Source organism: Herbaspirillum sp. C9C3 (genome assembly GCF_013359625.1).
In the GTDB taxonomy this organism is placed as follows: domain Bacteria; phylum Pseudomonadota; class Gammaproteobacteria; order Burkholderiales; family Burkholderiaceae_D; genus Herbaspirillum.
Genome location: NZ_JABFMQ010000013.1, coordinates 32,339 through 49,276, shown reverse-complemented (window position 1 = coordinate 49,276; position 16,938 = coordinate 32,339). Strand labels below are relative to the sequence as shown.

Sequence of the window (16,938 nt, the reverse complement as noted above, 5' to 3'; positions counted from 1 at the left end):
GCCATGGCAGCTGCATCCATCCTCGCTGGTCTGAGTATCCTGGTCCTGGGCGAAAGCCACATGAGCCTGGCCGACCACCTCACCGAACCCCTCAACGCCAAGCTGGTCCAGATGGGCGCCAAGGTCCATTCCATCGGCGCCTGCGGCGCCAGCGCCGGCGACTGGCTGACCACCAAGAAGGTCGATTGCGGCGCCGAGCAGATCGACAACGGCAAGATCCAGATCAAGGGGCGCGATGCCACCACCACGCCCATCACCGAGCTCATCGCCAAGGACAAGCCGGACCTGGTCGTGCTGGTCATCGGCGACACCATGGCCTCCTACGACAAGCCCGACTTCCCCAAGGCCTGGGCCTGGCAAAGCGTGACCAGCCTGACCAAGGCCATCGCCGCCACCGGCACCAAGTGCGCCTGGGTCGGCCCGGCCTGGGGCAAGGCCGGCGGCATGTACCACAAGAACGATGCGCGTACCGAACTGATGTCGCGCTTCCTGGCGGCCAACGTGGCGCCCTGCACCTACATCGATTCGCTGACCATGTCCAAGCCCGGCCAGTGGATCACCACCGATGGCCAGCACTTCACCGTGGCCGGCTACAAGTCCTGGGGCGCAGCCATCGGCGATGCGCTGGGCAAGCTGCCGGCCGCTGCCGTGAGTGCCAAGGGCGGCAAGAAATGAGCGCGCTGCGCGTACTGGCGGCCAGCATCGCCCTGCTGGGCTGCGGCGTAGCGATGGCAGCCGATATTCCCTTGTATCCGACCGGCCCGGCCGAGGATGCCGCCTTCATCCGCTTCATCAACGCCACCAGCGAGCCGCTGCAAGTGGTGGCCCGCAAGGGCCAGCCGCCCTTGAAGCTGGAGGCCGCCAAGCCGGTCTCGTCGTTCTTCCCGGTGCAGGCCAAGTCCACCATCAAGGGCACGCTCACCGTCGGTGCCAGGAGCCTCGAGCTGGGCGTGCAAGCCAAGCCGGGCGAGTTCGCCACCGTGGTGGTGCTGCCTGACGCCAAGGGCATCCGCCAGGTGACGGTCCAGGACAATCCGGATGACTTCAATGGCCTCAAGGCCTCGCTGGCCTTCTTCAACCTCGACGCCTCCTGCAGCGGTGCCGCATTGCGTCCGGCTGGCCGTACTGCCGACCTGTTCAAGGGCGTGGCGCAAGGCAGCCTGCAGCGGCGCTCCATCAATCCGGTCAAGCTTGCGGTGCAACTGGTCTGCGGCGGCAGCAACACCGGTCCTGCCCTGGATCTGGGCGAGCTCAAGGCGGGCGAGCGCTACAGCGTGCTGCTGCTGCCCTCGGCCAGTGGTCCGCGATTGCTGGCGACCACCGACAAGCTGGCCAATTGAGTGATTCATCGACGTTGACTGCGCCACGCCATGGTCTTTGCCTCGCTTGAATTCCTCACGCTGTTCCTGCCGCTGTTCCTGCTGGTCTATGCACTGGCGCCGCAGCGCGCACGCAATGGCGTGCTGCTGGCGGGCAGCTGGCTGTTCTACGGCTGGCTGAGCCCGCTGTTCCTGTCGCTGCACGTGGTGCTGACCATCGTGGCCTGGGTCGGCGGGCTGTGCGTCGATCGGGCCCGGGAGCAGGGCGGCCAGCGCCGTCCCGTGCTGCTGATCGCTCTGGTGGTCTTCAATACGGCCGTGCTGGTCTGGTACAAGTACGCCAACATCGTCGCCGCCACCCTGAGCGAGGTGATGCAGCATTACGGTGCCCTGCCGCTGGCCTGGCAGAAGGTGGCGCTGCCGGCCGGACTGTCCTTCATCGTGCTGCAGGCCATCTCCTACCTGGTGGACGTGCAGCGCCGCACGGTGGCGGTGGAGCGCAGCTTCATCAATTACGCCACCTACATTTCCATGTTCGGGCACTCCATTGCCGGACCCATCATCCGTTATGACTGGGTACAGCGCGAGTTGCGCCAGCGCTGGTTCAACCGGGAGAATTTCTCCCTGGGTGCGCGCCGCTTCATGGTCGGCATGGCCATGAAGGTGCTGGTGGCCGATACCCTCTCGCCGCTGGTCGATGCCGCCTTCCACCTGGAACATCCGGCGCTGGTGGATGCCTGGATCGGCTGCCTGGCGTATTCGATGCAGCTGTTCTTCGATTTCTCCGGTTACAGCGCCATGGCCATCGGCCTGGGCCTGATGCTGGGCTTCCACTTTCCCGAAAACTTCAACCATCCTTATCTGGCCGGCAGCATCCAGGATTTCTGGCGGCGCTGGCACATCTCGCTCTCCAGCTGGCTGCGCGATTATCTCTACATCGGCCTGGGCGGCAACCGCCACGGGGTCTGGAAGACCTATCGCAACCTGTTCCTGACCATGGCCATCGCCGGACTCTGGCACGGTGGCGACAGCTGGAACTACCTGCTGTGGGGCTCGGCCCACGGTGTGGCGCTGTGCATCGATCGCGCCTGGTCGCGCTCGTCGCTGCCGGCCATCCCCTCCTGGCTGGGCCATGCGCTCACGCTGCTGTTCGTGTGCCTGGCCTGGACTCTGTTCCGCGCCCCCGATTTCGACACCGCCCTGGCCATGTATGCGGGCCAGTTCGGCCTGCATGGACATGGCCTGAGCGATGCGCTGGCCGTGATGCTGCGTCCGGTACAGGCGCTGGCTGTACTGCTGGGCCTGTTCTGGATCGTGGCACCGCTGTGGCAGTCGGCGCTGGAGGCACGCTGGGGCAGGCGCGCGCTCTATCTCTGGTTCGTGCAGCTGTGGCCGATTGCGGCCTTCCTGCTCTCCTTCGCACTGATCGCCAGCCGCGAGACCGTTCCTTTCCTTTATTTCCAGTTCTGAGTCCACGATGAGCACGCCTCCCGTTTCCGCTGCGCATACGCCCCCTGAGCCCAGCGCCATGGCGCGCCGGGCCAGCCGCTGGGCCGGTAGCGCGCTGGCCGCCGTGCTGTGTGCCGGATTGCTCTCCTGCGGCTGGCTGGTGTATGCCGGCAAGATCGACTGGCTGCCTGCCCGCTGGACGCGCGAGGATGCCTTGCACGGCGAGCTCACGCATCTGCTGGCCAAGCAGCTCTCCAATGCCTGGCTGCCTGACCAGGCCGCCAGACTGGAACGTGCCGGCAGCTGGTTGCTGCTGGGCGATACCGGCCCGCGCGTGCGGGTGGGCTGTCCCGGCTGGCTGTTCCTGGCCGAAGAATTGCAGGTCAATCACCACGCCCAGGCCAATGCCCAGGCCAAGCGCGCCGCCGTGCTGGCGATCCGCCAGGCGCTGGCGCGTCGTGGCATCGGGCTGCTGGTGGCAGTGGTGCCGGACAAGAGTCGCATTGCCGCCAATGCCTTGTGTGGCCTGACGCGCCCCCCCGAATTGAATACCCGCGCAGCGCTCTGGGTGGCCGGTCTGCAGCAGGCCGGCGTGAGCGCCATCGATCTGGCCGCCACGCTGGCGCCGCTGGGAACGGCGGCCTATTTGCATACCGATACCCACTGGAACGAGGCCGGTGCCCGCGCGGCGGCCCAGGTGATTGCCGCGCGCATCGTCGCATCCGGTTTCCATGCCACGCCCGAGCAAGCCTACTCCGCCCAGCCCGGCCCCATGGCGCGTCGTCCGGGTGACCTGGTGCATCTGGCCGGTCTGGACTGGCTGCCGCTGCGCTGGCAACCGACCCCGGAAAGCGTGGCCGCCACGGTCTTCACGGAAGTGCCCGGTGCAGGGGCCGGGCAGGGCGCTGCCACCAAGGGCGGCGATGATCTCGACGACCTGCTGGGCGACAGCCAACTGCCCAACGTGGCCTTGATCGGCACCTCCTTCTCGCGCAATTCCAACTTCCTGGGCTTCCTGCAGCAAGCCCTGGGCGCGAAGATCGGCAGCTTCGCCAGGGATGGCGGCAAGTTCTCCGGCAGCGCCCGCGAGTACTTCGCCAACCCGGCCTTTACCCAGACCCCGCCCAAGCTGGTGCTATGGGAAATCCCCGAGCGTGACCTGCAGACGCCCTATGAGCCCATCACCCTGGCACCTGGCCCCGTGAGCCAGCATTAAGCCTGGCTTAATGCTGTCACTACGGGCATTAATGTTGCGTTAATGCAATAAATCATTTCCTTTCCGCTGCATTTTCCGTTGCCCCATCGTCCGCTTTGCTGGAGGCTGCCCCGCGGGCCTGCTAAACTTGCCGGTCCGCCCACTGACCGGGCCAGGACCCAGGCTTGTGCCTGGTCAACCGCCACGACAAATTGACAGAAGAATTCGACCCCGCTCCCCTTGCGGACGAGCATGAATCCGGCTCCTTCGAGAGCTACTTCCGCGATCCTTCGCAAGCCGCCGAAGCGCCCCTGGCCTGGGGCCTGGGCCAGCGGCTGGACGTGCTGGACGCGCTGCGCGGCCTGGTCTCCGGCGGCCAGGCGGCGGCGCGCCTGCGCATCTGGATGTTCCTCGAACTGGCGGCGCAGCCGCAGGGCCGCCTGCAGCGCGAGGACCTGAACCAGCTCTTCTATGCCTTGAAGCCCGAGGCCATGGAAGCGGCCTTGAAGCGCCTGCGCGACCTGGACCTCCTGGTCTGGGATGCCACCGGCCAGGATTACCAGCTCTCGCCCATCGCCCAGCAGGTGCAAGCCCTGCTGGCTCCGCTCACGCGCGCCGTCGGCGAGGATGACGAGATGGCCGCGCTGCTCTCTCAGGTCGCCGGTGCGCAGGCACTGGGCCTGTCTGACGCCAGCCAGATCCGTCACCTGCATGCCCAGCTGGCGCGCCTGCACGATCAGTTCGCCGATGCCATCGCCAGCGGTTCGGAAGCCCTGCTGCGCCAGGCTCAGCCGCGTTTCGAGCGGGCCTTGAAACTGGTCAACCGCGCCGGTGAAGCGCTGACTGCGCTCATCCGCAGCGAGCATGCCGACGCCCGTCTGGAGCGCGAAGCGCGCGCCCTCGGCAATGGCCAGGCGCGCCTCTTGACCATGGCCAGCCAGTTCACCCGCGCCCTGCAACAGGCTGACCGTCAGCGCGTCACCCTGGGCAGCACCGGCGTGACCAGTTCGGATGTGCGGCGCTGGCTGCAGGCGCATGCGGACTTGTCCTCGCTGATGGGGGAGGCGCTCTCCATGGGCGTAAAACCGGTCTTCGTCAGTGGCCATGAATTGCTGGACGTGGCCGAAGGCGAGTTCGAGCGCGACCGCCCCGATGCCCAACGCTCGCAAGGTTTGCCGCCTCCGGCCCAGGCCGTGGAAGGCAAGATCGAGGCCCTGCGCATGCCCGCCGAGCTGGGCGAGCTGATTGGACAACTCACGCGCCTGGGCGTCCTGCCGGAAGGCGAGGAGGCCGCCGAGCTGCAACCGCAGCCGCTGAGCACGGTGGTGCTGGGCGGCAGTTTCGGCAAGGCGGCCTATCGCCTGCAACTGCTGCCGCTCCTGGGCGACGCCCAGGCGCGCACCCTGCAAGGGCAGACCGGCGACCTGGCACGCCTGCCGTGGCAAGCCGGTTTCCTGCCGCGTGTCGATAAAGTCGATGACCCCGATGTCGCCGCCATGAGCGCCGGGGCCGTCCATCCAGATCCATCCCGGGAAAGACCGAATGAGTGAGACCCTAGACGAGGCCGGCCTGTTGGCCGCCGAACTGCTGGCGCGCCGCTGGCTGCCCCGCAAGCACCCGCGCGTGCGCCGCGCCCTGGTCGATGCCGACCTGTGGCAAGCCCTGCAGGACCGCCTGGCCCAGGTCGGCCTGCGCCTGGTGGACAACATCCACGCCGACCACATCAGCGTGGTGCTGGTGCGTCCGGCCGAATCCGCCGTCTTCGGCGAAGCCGGCATGAATGCCAACAACAACCTCGATCTGCCGCGTGACGCCATCTCGCTCTTGGTAGTGCTGTGGGCACTGATCGTATTGCCCAAGCGCGAGCGCCAGTCGGCGCGCGCCGCCGGCGACGACGCCCAGCAGCAGGACGAGATGTTCCAGACTGAAAAGCCCATGCCCAGCGCCGCCGAGGTCAGCCCGGTGGTGTCCTATACGGCACTGCTGGCCGACTTCGGCAACCAGCTCGGCAAGAAGACGCGCATGGACACCAACCTGCGTCGCCTGGAAGCCCACGGCTTCATCGTGCGCCGTGGCGTGGACATCGCCGAAGGTCCCTTGCTGGACCTGCTGCTGGACTACGATGCCCTGGCCCCACGCATTCTTGACGGTGCCTTAGGCGACGTGCTGGCCCGCGCCACGGTGCGCGACGAGAGTGGTGCCGCGCAGGCCGAGGCCGATGCTGCCGATGAATCATCCGAAGAGGGAGACGCCTGATGTTCCACCTGCAATCGCTGGAACTGTTGCAGTGGGATTATTGCCAGCGCCTGACGCTGCCCCTGGACGGTTCCATCATCACCATCGCCGGGCCCAACGGGTCCGGCAAGACCACGCTGCTCGATGCCATGCGCACCCTGCTGGGCCTGGATTGCTCGGGCGGGCGCAGCTACAAGACCTATGCCCGCCACGCCAATGCCGATACCACCTGGCTGCGCGCGACGGTGGACAACCGCCCGCATGGCCGCCAGAGCTCGACCCGCCCGTTCGCGCGCAACCTGCTCTATGCGGACCAGGTCACGCTGGCCTGCCGCATCGAACGCAACGGCGGCGACTGGCAGCGTCGCTACTGCATGAGCGATGGCGACGTCGCCATCGAAACCCTGGCGCAATTGCCCGAGAAGGATTGGCTGGGCCTGGACCACTGGCGCAAGCGTCTGGAAGGAGCCGGCCTGTCGCGCGCGATTGCCCGCGTGCTGGCGCTGGAGCAGGGCCAGACCGACCGCCTGTGCGAATTCTCTCCCAAGGAATTATTGCGCCTGGTCTTTGAAGTCTTTGGTGACCAGGAAGTGCTGGACCGCTACGAAGAAGCCCGTCGCCATCAACGCGACCTGGCCGCCGAGGTCACGCTGGCCGAACAGGAACTGGCCTACAGCGAAGCGCAACTGGCACAGCTGGACAGCCGCGTGACCCTGTATCGCCAATACCAGGGCAAGCTGCGCGAACGCGAGATGCTGTCCACCGAAGTCATTCCGGTATTGCGCTGGCACGAGGAGCGGCAGGGCACGGCCACGCGCCTGCGCGAACTGCATCGCCAGCGCCTGCACCACCATCATCTGCGCCGCCAGCGCAGCAGTGACACCCTGCTGCTGTCCTCGCTGCTGACACAGCAACAGGCTGCGCGCGAGAAGGTCGCCACGCTGGAGCGCGACAAGGCCGATGCCCAGCAGGCCCAGCAAAAGGCGCGCGACGCCGAAAAACCCGTGGAAGAACTGGTCAAGCAGGCCGATGAACTGCTGGCCCTGTCTGCCGTGGAAGGTGATGCCACGCAACTGCTGGCGCGCGTGGATGAACTGGAACAGCAGAAGAACACGCTGCACGACCGCTGGCGCGATCTGGAGCAGCAGCGCAAGGACGCCAGCGGCGCGCTGGAGCGCCTGACCGGACAACGCCAGGCCCCGCGCCCGAACGACGTGCAGCAGTTCACACGGGCCTTGCGTCAGGCCGGTATCGCCCATCATCTGCTGGCCGACGTGATCGAGATTGCCGACGACCACTGGCGTGCCGCAGCCGAAGGCGTCTTGCGCGCCTCGTGCTGGGTAGTGGTGCTGGACGATCCCAAGGATGAAGCTGCCGCCATGGCCCTGGCCGAGCGCGAGCGCTATCGTCACTACGTCGTAGCCGACGCCGCCACGGCCAGCGCGCAGCCGCCGGCAGAGAGTCTCCTGGCGGTGCTGCGTTTCTCGGCCAAGGCACCGTCCTGGCTGCTGCGCCAGCTGGCGCAGATCCGCCGCGTGGCCGATACCGTGGAAGGTGCGCGCAACGGCGGCGAATGGATCACGCCGCAAGCCTACTGGCGCGATGGCCGCGGCGGGCGCAGCGTGTGGCGCGACCCGGGCGACTACCAGTTCGGCGCGGCGGCACTGGCGGCGCGTCAGACCTCCATCCAGAAACGCCTGGCCACGCTGGACGAGCAATTGACGGACGTGGTCCTGAAGCAGAGCGACATCAAGCGCCAGCTCGACGCCGCCAAGAAAGCCACCGAGGGCCACCTCGCCGCAGAGGCGCTGGCGAAGCGAAGTGAAGAATTCGAACAGGCACGCCGCCAGTTGCCGGCCCTGCGTCAGGCGCGGGTGGCTGCCAGTGAACGTTGGGGTCAGCTGGATGCCCGGCACGCCGAGGCCATCGAACAGCGCACCATCCTCGATGGCAAGCTCGATGCCCTGCAACGCCGCCTGCGCGACAGCGAAGGGGATCTTGCCGGGCAGGAGCGTGAATGGCGTGCACGTCACGATGAGCAGCGCGCACGTGCGCTGGCCTCGCGCGCACAGAAGAGCCGCTTCCCGGCGCACTGGATTGTCGCGGCGACGGTGCAGGCTTTGTACGAGAAATACACCAACGCCAAGCAGGCCGAGTTGCGCATGGCTTCGGTGGAGAACGAACTGGAGAGCGGCCAGTGGGAGAAGGACGGTACGGTCGAGGACAAGCACCTCATCATGCAGGGCACGGTGGGCAACCAGCGCAATGAACTGGATGCGCGCAAGATCAGCAATCACCAGGCCGAGGAAGCCGTGGGCAATGCCCGCGAACGCTACATCGACGTGCTGCGCGCCACCGTGCGTCGCTATCGCAAGAACATCGTCGACCTGGGCGCGCTGGCCGGGGTGGTGGTCAGCGCCGACCTGCCGCATCTGGACAATGACGACACCATCCTGCGCCAGGCCGAACTGAAGGTCAGTTTCAACTTCGACGGCAAGGGCGAGATCGGCCTGAACGACGGTGAAGCCTCGGGTGGCCAGCAGGTCATCAAGTCGCTGATCCTTCTGGTGGGCTTGTTGAAGGACGACGACATGCCGGGTGGTTTCGTCTTCATCGACGAACCCTTCGCCCACCTGGACGTGCGCAACATCCAGCTGGTCGGCAACTTCCTCAAATCGACCCGTGCGCAATACGTGCTCACCACGCCGATCACGCACAACGTCGAAGTCTTCGAGCCGGCCGATATCACGCTGGTCACGTCGAAGAAACCGCGCGAGGCGCGCTGGGCGCCGCCCATTGGCGTGTTGCAGCGGCGCTTGCGGTTGGATGCGTAAGAGGGGGCAGCATGAGTCATTTGGTCGCGAGGCCCATCGGTAAAAGACGTCGAGACGGTACAGAGTTTCAGGTGCGGGAGGCATCAGGAGCGGTTCCCTCGGTGCTGAGACATTTCGAGCCGAATCAAATGGCTGCACTGCGCCTGTGGGTGGACGAAGATGACTCCAAGCCGCACAAGCGAGAGAGCTTGCTGAAGATTGCCATGAAGAAGATCGACGGTTTTAGACTTGAAGACGGCGATCTGTTGGTCGAGCATCTTTTGCAAGATGGCTGGGTGATCTGCACTGAGATCAGAAAACCAAAGCGTGACTGGCAATGGGTGAGTCTTGCCTGGCGCGACTTGACCAAACTGCAGTCCTTGTTGGGGGTGAGTGGCACCCTCGGACGCCAGCAACAACGCCAGACGCATCTGTCTCAAGCCAAAGAGCAGCTCATCGCCCGTCTCGACAGTTTTGCGCAAGGCGATACCGATCCTTACCTTAACGATGAGTTGGCCCAGGCCATTGAAGAGCTGGAAAAAGCCAAGACGCTCACGCCCGATGCCTTGAAGCGACGCCTGGATCTGATGTTCCAGGTGGCGCACTGGCGCGATAGTGGTCAGCAGGGGATGCGTCAGGACTTTGCCTTGTCCGTGCGGGATGGGACCAAGGCCATCGAGGCCAATGAATGGAAGTGGCTGGATACGGTCTTCGATCTTGAACGCCTGGGTATCAGCCGCTTTGCCCAGACCGCATGGCTGGCAGGGGAGGTGGAGCTGTGCTGGTCAAATCGCAAGATGGAATTGTCCGCCGTCCATTTTCTGGGCATTCCCCTCAAGGACATGCAGCACCTGGAGCGGCTTGAGGGGGTGCAGCAATGGTGGCTGATCGAGAACCGGACCAGTTTTGAACGCAATGCGCGCAAGCTTCCTCACGGTACGCTTCTGCTCTGGATGCCGGGACGCCCCTCGTTGGGATGGCAGGCGATGATGGCCCATTTGCTGACCAAGGCGCCATGCCCGGCCTGGATCAGCGCTGATGCCGATCCGGCTGGCGTGGATATCGCGTGTGCGGTCGGTCGTCTGTGGGAGCAAGCCGGCCTGACCTGGGAAGCGCATCAGATGAGCAGTGTCGAGTTGACACAGACCAAACAGAAGTGGGACTTGACGCCACGAGATCGCTTGCTGCTGCAAAACTTGCTGGCACGTGAAACACTGCCGGCCACACTGCGCACCTTGTGCGAAACCATGCAACGCGAAGACCGCAAGGCCGAGCAGGAAGCCTGGCTTTAAGTTTTTATCGGGGGACTGGAGCCCCCGCTTCACCTTCTCACATTCCTTCCGTCAGGAACTGCACCACCGCCTGCGTGAAGGCACGGGGCTGTTGCTGGTTGGAAATGTGGGCCGCATCGAATTCCACATACAGCGCTCCGGGGATGCTGGCGCGCATGAACTGTGCATCGGCCGGGGGCGTCGGCACGTCGCCACTGCCGGCAATGACCAGCGTGGGCGCACGGATGCCTGCAATCGCTTCTCTCAGATCATTGTCGCGCACCGCGGCACAGGCGCCTGCGTAGCCTGCGGCCGGGGTGGCCAGCAGCATGGCGGTCAGGTCCTGGACCTGCTGCGGATGCTGCGCTGCATACTCGGGCGTCAGCCAGCGCGAGACCACGGCGGCGGCAATGGCAGAGAGGCCATCACGCTGCACCGTCTCGATGCGACTGTTCCAGGCGTCCGCCGTGCCGATCCTGGCGCCCGTGTTGCAGAGGATCAGTTTGTTCACACGCTCGGGATGATGCACCGCCAGCCACATGAAGGTGCTGCCGCCCATGGAGAGTCCGCAGAAGTGCGCTTGCGCAATCTCCAGCTGGTCCAGCAGGGCGATCACGTCGCTGCCCAACTGGGTGATGGTGTAAGGGCCGGGCGTGACCTCGGACTGGCCGTGACCACGCGTGTCGTAGCGCAGCACGCGGAAGTGCTTGCTCAGTTCGGCAATCTGCGGATTCCACATCGCCAGCGAGGTGCCCAGCGAGTTGGACAGCACCAGCACCGGCAGGGCGGCGTCGCCGTCGAGCTGGTAATGCAGTTTGATTCCGTTCAGGGTTGCGAAGGGCATGAGTAAATCCTTGGCCCGCGCCACCGGACGGTGGGTGCGGGCGTGTGTGAATCAAAAAGCGTCAGATGCGCCGGGAATCAGCCAATCTGCGCGATGGCCGAGGGATGCTGGGTCAGCGGTGTGACCGAAATGGTCATGAACGGGTAGAGCGGCAGGGCCGAGAGGATGTTGTGCAGCTCATCATTGCCGGACACATCGAAGATGCTCACGTTGGCATACTGACCGACCACGCGCCACAGATCGCGCCACTTGCCTTCACGCTGCAGCTTCTGTGACATCTCCTTCTCATCCTTCTTCAACTGGTCGGCCACGGCCTTGTCGAGCGTGGCGGGAATGTTGACCTGCATTTGAACCATGAACAGCATGATGTTTGCTCCGTTGTCGTTATAGGGGATGTTGCGATGTTCGATAGTCGAACATAAATCCTTTATTCGCACAAACCAGTGTAGGCGTCCGTGCTTGGACCTGTCAACTTGGGCAGACGGTTTCTCCGCGTCAACAGCGATCCGCCTGTCGCTGCGGCGCCGTCTCCATGCGGCTCAGTCGCGTCGTTCGGGAATCGGAAAGCCGGTGGCCGGGAAGGAGCTGGTCTCGATATCGAGCCAGGCCGGGCGCTCGGCATACATGTCGGCCACCAGTTGCTTGATGGCCTCGATGTACCAGGCATTGTCGTTGATGCGGTGGGTCAGGATGATGGGCGAGGTCGCGCGGGGATCGTCGATGAGCCGGTAATGCAGGTCATTGCGCAGCCGTGCCGAGGCCGGGATCAGGCACAGCCCCGATTCGGCCGCCACCAGGCCCAGCGCGGTCTGGATCTCGCGCACTTCATGCACTTCGGCCGGGTGGATGTCCTGGTCGTTGAGCAGACTCAGGATGTGGTCGGCGAAACTGGGGCGCGGCTCCTTCGGATAGACGATCAGCTTCTGCCCGTGGACTTCCTTGAGGTTCACGCGCTGCTGGCTGGCCGCCAGCGGGAAGGAGGGCGGGATCGCCAGCACCAGTTTTTCCTCGCGCAGGACGATGCGCGCCACCGTCGCGTCATTGCTGCGGATACGCCCGAAGCCGACGTCGATGCGGCCCGACTTGAGGGCGGCAAACTGCTGCATCGAGGTCAGCTCCAGCAACTGGATGTCCACCTCCGGGTAGTGCTGGCGCAGCTTGCGCACCAGCACCGGCAGGCCGCCATAGAGGGTCGAGGCGACGAAGCCGATGGACAGCGTCTGGCGCTGGTTCAGGCCGATCTGCTGGGTGGCGTTCTTGAGTTGTTCCAGGCGATTGAGGATCTGCAACGCCTGCTCATAGAACACCCGACCGGCTTCGGTCAGGCGCAGCGGACGGCTGTTGCGCAAGATCAGCTGCACCCCCAGTTCTTCCTCCAGCAGCTGGATCTGGCGCGACAGCGGCGGTTGCGCGATGTGCAGTTGTTCCGAGGCGCGGGTGAAGTTGCGCGTATTGGCCACGGCCACGAAGTATTTCAGTTGTCTGATGTCCATGGCGGAAAATCATATCTCACAGAAACTAATGATGTCTAATTCTTTGATTTTTATAGGAGGCGTTGGAAACTATATAAAAAAGGTATGAAACTAGACGAATTTAGTGTTGGCAATGGCAGGGCTTCCGGGTGTTCAATGCAGTCCATGGATACCCCACAACACCTTCACGCTGCGGCCCCGGCCCTGATCGACCGGGTCGAGACCTTCCTGGTCGATCTGCCGACCATCCGCCCGCATCAATTGTCCATGGCGACGATGAACGGCCAGACCCTGATGCTGGTACGTCTGTACTGCTCCGACGGTACCGTCGGCGTGGGGGAGGGCACCACCATTGGTGGCCTGGCCTATGGTGCCGAATCGCCCGAGGGCATGAAGCTGGCCATCGATACCTACTTCGCGCCGCTGCTGCTGGGGGCCGACGCCGGCCTGATCCCGGCCATCATGGCGCGCCTGAACAAGGCCATTTGCGACAACCGCTTTGCCAAGTGCGCCATCGAGACTGCGCTCTTCGATGCGCTGGGCCAGCGCACCGGCCTGCCGGTCTCGCAGCTGCTCGGCGGCCGTGCCCGCGAAAGCCTGCCGGTCGCCTGGACCCTGGCCTCGGGCGACACCGCCAAAGATATCGACGAAGCCGAACGCATGCTGGCCGCGCGTCGTCACAGGATTTTCAAGCTCAAGATCGGTCGCCGCGACGTCGATGCCGATGTGGCCCATGTGGCCGCCATCAAGAAGGCGCTCGGTGATCGTGGCGCGGTGCGGGTGGATGTGAACATGGCCTGGAGCGAACTGGAGGCCCAGCGCGGTCTGGCCGGTCTGGTCGATGCCGGCTGCGAACTGGTGGAGCAACCGGTGGCTTCGGCCCAGGCGCTGGCGCGCCTGAAGGGCAAGCACGCCATCGCCATCATGGCCGATGAGTCGCTCACCGGTCCGGCCTCGGCCTTTGCGCTGGCGCGCATCGGCGGGGCGGACGTGTTTGCGATCAAGATCGAACAATCCGGTGGCCTGCGTGCGGCCCAGCAGGTGGCCGCCATCGGCGACGCGGCCGGCATCGAGCTCTACGGCGGCACCATGCTGGAAGGGGCCATCGGCACCATCGCCTCGGCGCATGCTTTTGCCACCTTCCGTGAATTGCAGTGGGGGACGGAATTGTTCGGCCCGCTGCTGCTGACCGAGGAAATCCTGGCCGAGCCTTTGCGCTATCAGGATTTCGAACTGGCCATTCCCAACCGCCCTGGCCTGGGCATCGTGCTGGACGAAGAGCGTGTGCAATACTTCCGGCGCGACCGCAGGCAAGGGGCGACAGTGACAGCAGTGAGGCCGGCCACCCTGGCCGGATAAAACAAGAAAAGCACTTTCCCCATCAACAAGATCAATTAGGAGACTCAACATGGCAGCCAAGATTTTCAGCACCCCCGAAGTTCAGGACTTCCTGCGTCTGGCTAGCGGCCTCGATACCGAAGGCGGCAGCCCGCGCACCAAGCAGATCGTGCATCGCATCCTGTCCGATTTGTTCAAGACCATCGAAGACCTGGAGATTACCTCCGACGAATACTGGGCTGGCGTGGCCTACATCAACCGTCTGGGCGCGGCCAGCGAAGCCGGTCTGCTCTCGCCCGGCCTGGGCCTGGATCGCTTCCTGGACATGCGCATGGATGCCGAAGACGCTGCCCTGGGCATCACCGGCGGTACCCCGCGCACCATCGAAGGACCGCTGTACGTGGCCGGCGCGCCGGTGACGCAGGGCTTCGCGCGCCTCGACGACGGCAGCGACCAGAGCGGCCAGACCATCATCATGCACGGCACCGTCTACGGCGCTGACGGCAAGCCCATGGCGGGCGCGCAGGTCGAAGTCTGGCACGCCAACACCAAGGGTTTCTATTCGCACTTCGATCCGACCGGTGAGCAGAAGCCCTTCAACATGCGCCGCACCATCATCACCGATGCCCAGGGCCGCTACAAATTCCGCAGCATCATGCCGGCCGCCTATGGCTGCCCGCCGGCCGGCCCCACCCAGGGCCTGCTGAACCAGCTGGGCCGCCACGGCAACCGTCCGGCGCACATTCACTTCTTCGTCACGGCGGACGGCCATCGCAAGCTGACCACGCAGATCAACATCGACGGTGATCCGCTGATCTATGACGACTTCGCCTATGCCACCCGCGAGGGCCTGGTGCCGCCGCTGGTCGAGCGCACCGATGCGGCCAGCATCAAGGCCGAAGGACTGGAAGGTCCGTTCGCCGAGATCGTCTTCGACATCAGCCTGACCGCACTGGTCAACGGTGCCGACAACCAGGTCGTGGACCGTCCGCGCCTGGCCGCCTGATCCCCTGATCGTTCTGCGCCAGCCGGGCTGGCGCACGACTGTCCCCTCCCCGCCGACAGACTTGCCGCGATGCCTTGCAGCGCGGCAGGCGGGGTGCACCCTGGAGAACCTGACATGACCACCCTTGCCGCCGCCGACAAGTACGAAGAGGTCGAACGCCTGCTCGACACCGCCCTGGACGAAGACGCCACCAACGGCATCTTCCGCTGCCGCCGCGACATCTTCACCAATGCCGACCTGTTCGAGCTGGAGATGAAGCACCTGTTCGAATCGAACTGGGTCTACCTGGCCCATGAGAGCCAGGTCCCCGAGATCAACGATTACTACAGCACCTGGATCGGCCGCCAGCCGGTGGTGGTCACCCGTGACAAGAACGGCGAACTGCATGCCGTCATCAATGCCTGCGCCCACAAGGGGGCCATGCTGTGCCGTCGCAAGCATGGCAACAAGAGCAGCTTCACTTGCCCCTTCCACGGCTGGACTTTCTCCAACAGCGGCAAGCTGTTGAAGGTCAAGGACGAGAAGACCACCGAATATCCGGTCTCCTTCAACAAGAACGGCTCGCATGACCTGACCCGCGTGGCGCGCTTCCAGAACTATCGCGGCTTCCTCTTCGGCAGCCTCTCGGAAGACGTGCAGCCGCTGGAAGAGTACCTGGGCGAGACCCGCGTCATCATCGACCAGATCGTTGACCAGGCCCCCAACGGCCTGGAAGTCCTGCGCGGCAATTCCAGCTACCTCTATGACGGCAACTGGAAGATGCAGATGGAAAATGGTTGCGATGGTTACCATGTCAGCTCGGTGCACTGGAACTACGCTGCCACCATGAGCCGCCGCAAGGAAGGCGGCACCAAGGCCACCGACGCCAACAACTGGAGCAAGGCGGTGGCCGGGGTATATGGTTTCGAGAACGGTCACATCCTGCTGTGGACCAATACCCTGAACCCGGAAGTGCGCCCGATCTGGAACCAGCGCGAAGAACTGGCCGCCCGCGTGGGACAGGCGCGCGCCGATACCATCGTGGCACAGACGCGCAACCTGTGCCTGTATCCCAACGTGTTCCTGATGGACCAGTTCGGTACGCAGATCCGCGTGGCCCGTCCGATCAGCGTGAACCAGACCGAGATCAGCATCTTCTGCTTCGGCCCCAAGGGCGAGAGCGATGAAGACCGCCGCGTGCGGATTCGCCAGTATGAGGATTTCTTCAATGTCTCCGGCATGGGTACCGCCGACGACCTGGAAGAGTTCCGCGCCTGCCAGGCCGGCTATGCCGGTTCGGCCGTGCGCTACAACGACATGAGCCGGGGTGCGCCGCTGTGGAAGCAGGGCCCGGACGAGAATGCGAAGAAGATGGGCATGAACCCCAAACTGAGCGGTGAGCGCAGCGAGGACGAAGGTCTCTTCGTCTGCCAGCACCACTACTGGACCGAGCAGATGCGCAAGGCCGTCAGCAAGGAACGCGCAGCCGCAGGGCAAGGAGAACAAGCATGAGCCAGCCGACCCGACTCGATGCCGTCTGCGCCTTCCTCTATCGCGAGGCGCGCTATCTCGACGAACGCCAGTGGGAATCCTGGCTGGAACTGTACGCCGCGGACGTCGAATACTGGATGCCGGCCTGGGACGACGACGACCAGCTCACCGAAGACCCGCAGCGCGAGATTTCGCTGATCTACTACGCCAACCGCGATGGTCTGGAAGACCGCGTTTTCCGCATCAAGACCGAGCGTTCCAGCGCCTCCATGCCGGAGCCGCGCACCAGCCACATGATCGCCAACGTGGAGATCCTGGAGGAGACCGATGACGCGCTGGAGGTGCGCTACAACTTCCATACGCTGTCGCACCGCTACAAGATCACCGACCAGTTCTTCGGCACCACCCTGGTGAGCTTGCGCAAGACCGAGGATGGCCTGCGGATCGCGCGCAAGAAGATCGCCCTGAAGAACGACTACATCCGCCAGGTCATCGACGTCTACCACGTCTGACCAGAGCGCAGGAG

15 protein-coding genes are annotated in these 16,938 nt (G+C 64.6%); 12 read left to right on the top strand and 3 right to left on the bottom strand.

Annotated elements, in window-relative coordinates:
- The first annotated feature begins 3 nt into the window (after positions 1–3).
- The 8 genes from HNO82_RS13635 to HNO82_RS13600 all read left to right on the top strand — a co-directional run bounded on the left by HNO82_RS13635 (position 4) and on the right by HNO82_RS13600 (position 10,303).
- Positions 4–675, top strand: coding sequence for an SGNH/GDSL hydrolase family protein (locus HNO82_RS13635; protein ID WP_008326661.1), 672 nt, complete (start codon positions 4–6; stop codon positions 673–675).
- Positions 672–1,340 (top strand): alginate O-acetyltransferase AlgF, encoded by a 669-nt coding sequence (locus tag HNO82_RS13630; protein ID WP_008326664.1) that lies wholly within the window; start codon positions 672–674, stop codon positions 1,338–1,340. Before HNO82_RS13635 ends, HNO82_RS13630 begins: the two co-directional genes overlap by 4 nt.
- A gap of 30 nt (positions 1,341–1,370) precedes the next feature.
- A complete protein-coding gene (locus HNO82_RS13625) occupies positions 1,371–2,789 on the top strand; it encodes an MBOAT family O-acyltransferase (RefSeq protein WP_175344087.1) in 1,419 nt (472 codons plus the stop codon).
- A 7-nt stretch (positions 2,790–2,796) separates the two neighbouring features.
- Entirely contained in the window at positions 2,797–3,984 is a 1,188-nt protein-coding gene (locus tag HNO82_RS13620; protein WP_249777004.1) for an alginate O-acetyltransferase AlgX-related protein, read from the top strand.
- Positions 3,985–4,175: 191 nt separating this feature from the next.
- Entirely contained in the window at positions 4,176–5,513 is a 1,338-nt protein-coding gene (locus HNO82_RS13615) for a hypothetical protein (protein WP_175344133.1), read from the top strand.
- Complete coding sequence (locus HNO82_RS13610; RefSeq protein ID WP_175344086.1) at positions 5,506–6,219, top strand: DUF4194 domain-containing protein; 714 nt, start codon at positions 5,506–5,508, stop codon at positions 6,217–6,219. The genes HNO82_RS13615 and HNO82_RS13610 overlap by 8 nt, the downstream gene beginning before the upstream one ends.
- Entirely contained in the window at positions 6,219–9,032 is a 2,814-nt protein-coding gene (locus HNO82_RS13605; protein ID WP_175344085.1) for an ATP-binding protein, read from the top strand. The genes HNO82_RS13610 and HNO82_RS13605 overlap by 1 nt, the downstream gene beginning before the upstream one ends.
- A gap of 11 nt (positions 9,033–9,043) precedes the next feature.
- A complete protein-coding gene (locus HNO82_RS13600) occupies positions 9,044–10,303 on the top strand; it encodes a toprim domain-containing protein (protein WP_249777003.1) in 1,260 nt (419 codons plus the stop codon).
- Positions 10,304–10,340: 37 nt separating this feature from the next.
- Here HNO82_RS13600 and pcaD read toward each other — a convergent pair whose 3' ends face one another.
- The 3 genes from pcaD to HNO82_RS13585 all read right to left on the bottom strand — a co-directional run bounded on the left by pcaD (position 10,341) and on the right by HNO82_RS13585 (position 12,619).
- Positions 10,341–11,126, bottom strand: coding sequence for a 3-oxoadipate enol-lactonase (pcaD, locus tag HNO82_RS13595; RefSeq protein WP_175344083.1), 786 nt, complete (start codon positions 11,124–11,126; stop codon positions 10,341–10,343).
- Positions 11,127–11,203: 77 nt separating this feature from the next.
- Positions 11,204–11,491 carry a muconolactone Delta-isomerase gene (gene catC / locus HNO82_RS13590; RefSeq protein WP_008326688.1) on the bottom strand — a complete coding sequence of 96 codons (288 nt, stop codon included), beginning with the start codon at positions 11,489–11,491 and terminating at the stop codon, positions 11,204–11,206.
- 174 nt (positions 11,492–11,665) lie between these two features.
- Positions 11,666–12,619, bottom strand: coding sequence for a LysR family transcriptional regulator (locus tag HNO82_RS13585; RefSeq protein ID WP_008326689.1), 954 nt, complete (start codon positions 12,617–12,619; stop codon positions 11,666–11,668).
- A gap of 144 nt (positions 12,620–12,763) precedes the next feature.
- On the opposite strand from HNO82_RS13585, the gene HNO82_RS13580 reads away from it, so the two are divergent.
- The 4 genes from HNO82_RS13580 (at position 12,764) to benB (ending at position 16,924) form a co-directional block, all read left to right on the top strand.
- Positions 12,764–13,957 carry a muconate/chloromuconate family cycloisomerase gene (locus HNO82_RS13580; RefSeq protein ID WP_175344082.1) on the top strand — a complete coding sequence of 398 codons (1,194 nt, stop codon included), beginning with the start codon at positions 12,764–12,766 and terminating at the stop codon, positions 13,955–13,957.
- A gap of 49 nt (positions 13,958–14,006) precedes the next feature.
- Entirely contained in the window at positions 14,007–14,942 is a 936-nt protein-coding gene (gene catA, locus HNO82_RS13575) for a catechol 1,2-dioxygenase (RefSeq protein WP_175344081.1), read from the top strand.
- Positions 14,943–15,056: 114 nt separating this feature from the next.
- The gene (locus HNO82_RS13570; RefSeq protein WP_175344080.1) at positions 15,057–16,433 is read left to right on the top strand and encodes a Rieske 2Fe-2S domain-containing protein; all 1,377 of its coding nucleotides are present in this window, start codon (positions 15,057–15,059) and stop codon (positions 16,431–16,433) included.
- A complete protein-coding gene (benB, locus tag HNO82_RS13565; RefSeq protein ID WP_175344079.1) occupies positions 16,430–16,924 on the top strand; it encodes a benzoate 1,2-dioxygenase small subunit in 495 nt (164 codons plus the stop codon). Before HNO82_RS13570 ends, benB begins: the two co-directional genes overlap by 4 nt.
- Positions 16,925–16,938: the final 14 nt, after the last annotated feature.

Excerpts from the sequence above, each read along its gene's own strand:
- HNO82_RS13635 (WP_008326661.1), top strand. The coding sequence starts at position 4 with ATGGCAGCTGCATCCATCCTCGCTGGTCTGAGTATCCTGGTCCTGGGC.
- pcaD (WP_175344083.1), bottom strand. The coding sequence starts at position 11,126 with ATGCCCTTCGCAACCCTGAACGGAATCAAACTGCATTACCAGCTCGAC.
- HNO82_RS13580 (WP_175344082.1), top strand. The coding sequence starts at position 12,764 with ATGGATACCCCACAACACCTTCACGCTGCGGCCCCGGCCCTGATCGAC.
- catC (WP_008326688.1), bottom strand. The coding sequence starts at position 11,491 with ATGCTGTTCATGGTTCAAATGCAGGTCAACATTCCCGCCACGCTCGAC.
- catA (WP_175344081.1), top strand. The coding sequence starts at position 14,007 with ATGGCAGCCAAGATTTTCAGCACCCCCGAAGTTCAGGACTTCCTGCGT.
- HNO82_RS13625 (WP_175344087.1), top strand. The coding sequence starts at position 1,371 with ATGGTCTTTGCCTCGCTTGAATTCCTCACGCTGTTCCTGCCGCTGTTC.
- HNO82_RS13610 (WP_175344086.1), top strand. The coding sequence starts at position 5,506 with ATGAGTGAGACCCTAGACGAGGCCGGCCTGTTGGCCGCCGAACTGCTG.
- HNO82_RS13620 (WP_249777004.1), top strand. The coding sequence starts at position 2,797 with ATGAGCACGCCTCCCGTTTCCGCTGCGCATACGCCCCCTGAGCCCAGC.
- HNO82_RS13630 (WP_008326664.1), top strand. The coding sequence starts at position 672 with ATGAGCGCGCTGCGCGTACTGGCGGCCAGCATCGCCCTGCTGGGCTGC.
- HNO82_RS13585 (WP_008326689.1), bottom strand. The coding sequence starts at position 12,619 with ATGGACATCAGACAACTGAAATACTTCGTGGCCGTGGCCAATACGCGC.
- HNO82_RS13605 (WP_175344085.1), top strand. The coding sequence starts at position 6,219 with ATGTTCCACCTGCAATCGCTGGAACTGTTGCAGTGGGATTATTGCCAG.
- HNO82_RS13570 (WP_175344080.1), top strand. The coding sequence starts at position 15,057 with ATGACCACCCTTGCCGCCGCCGACAAGTACGAAGAGGTCGAACGCCTG.
- HNO82_RS13600 (WP_249777003.1), top strand. The coding sequence starts at position 9,044 with ATGAGTCATTTGGTCGCGAGGCCCATCGGTAAAAGACGTCGAGACGGT.
- benB (WP_175344079.1), top strand. The coding sequence starts at position 16,430 with ATGAGCCAGCCGACCCGACTCGATGCCGTCTGCGCCTTCCTCTATCGC.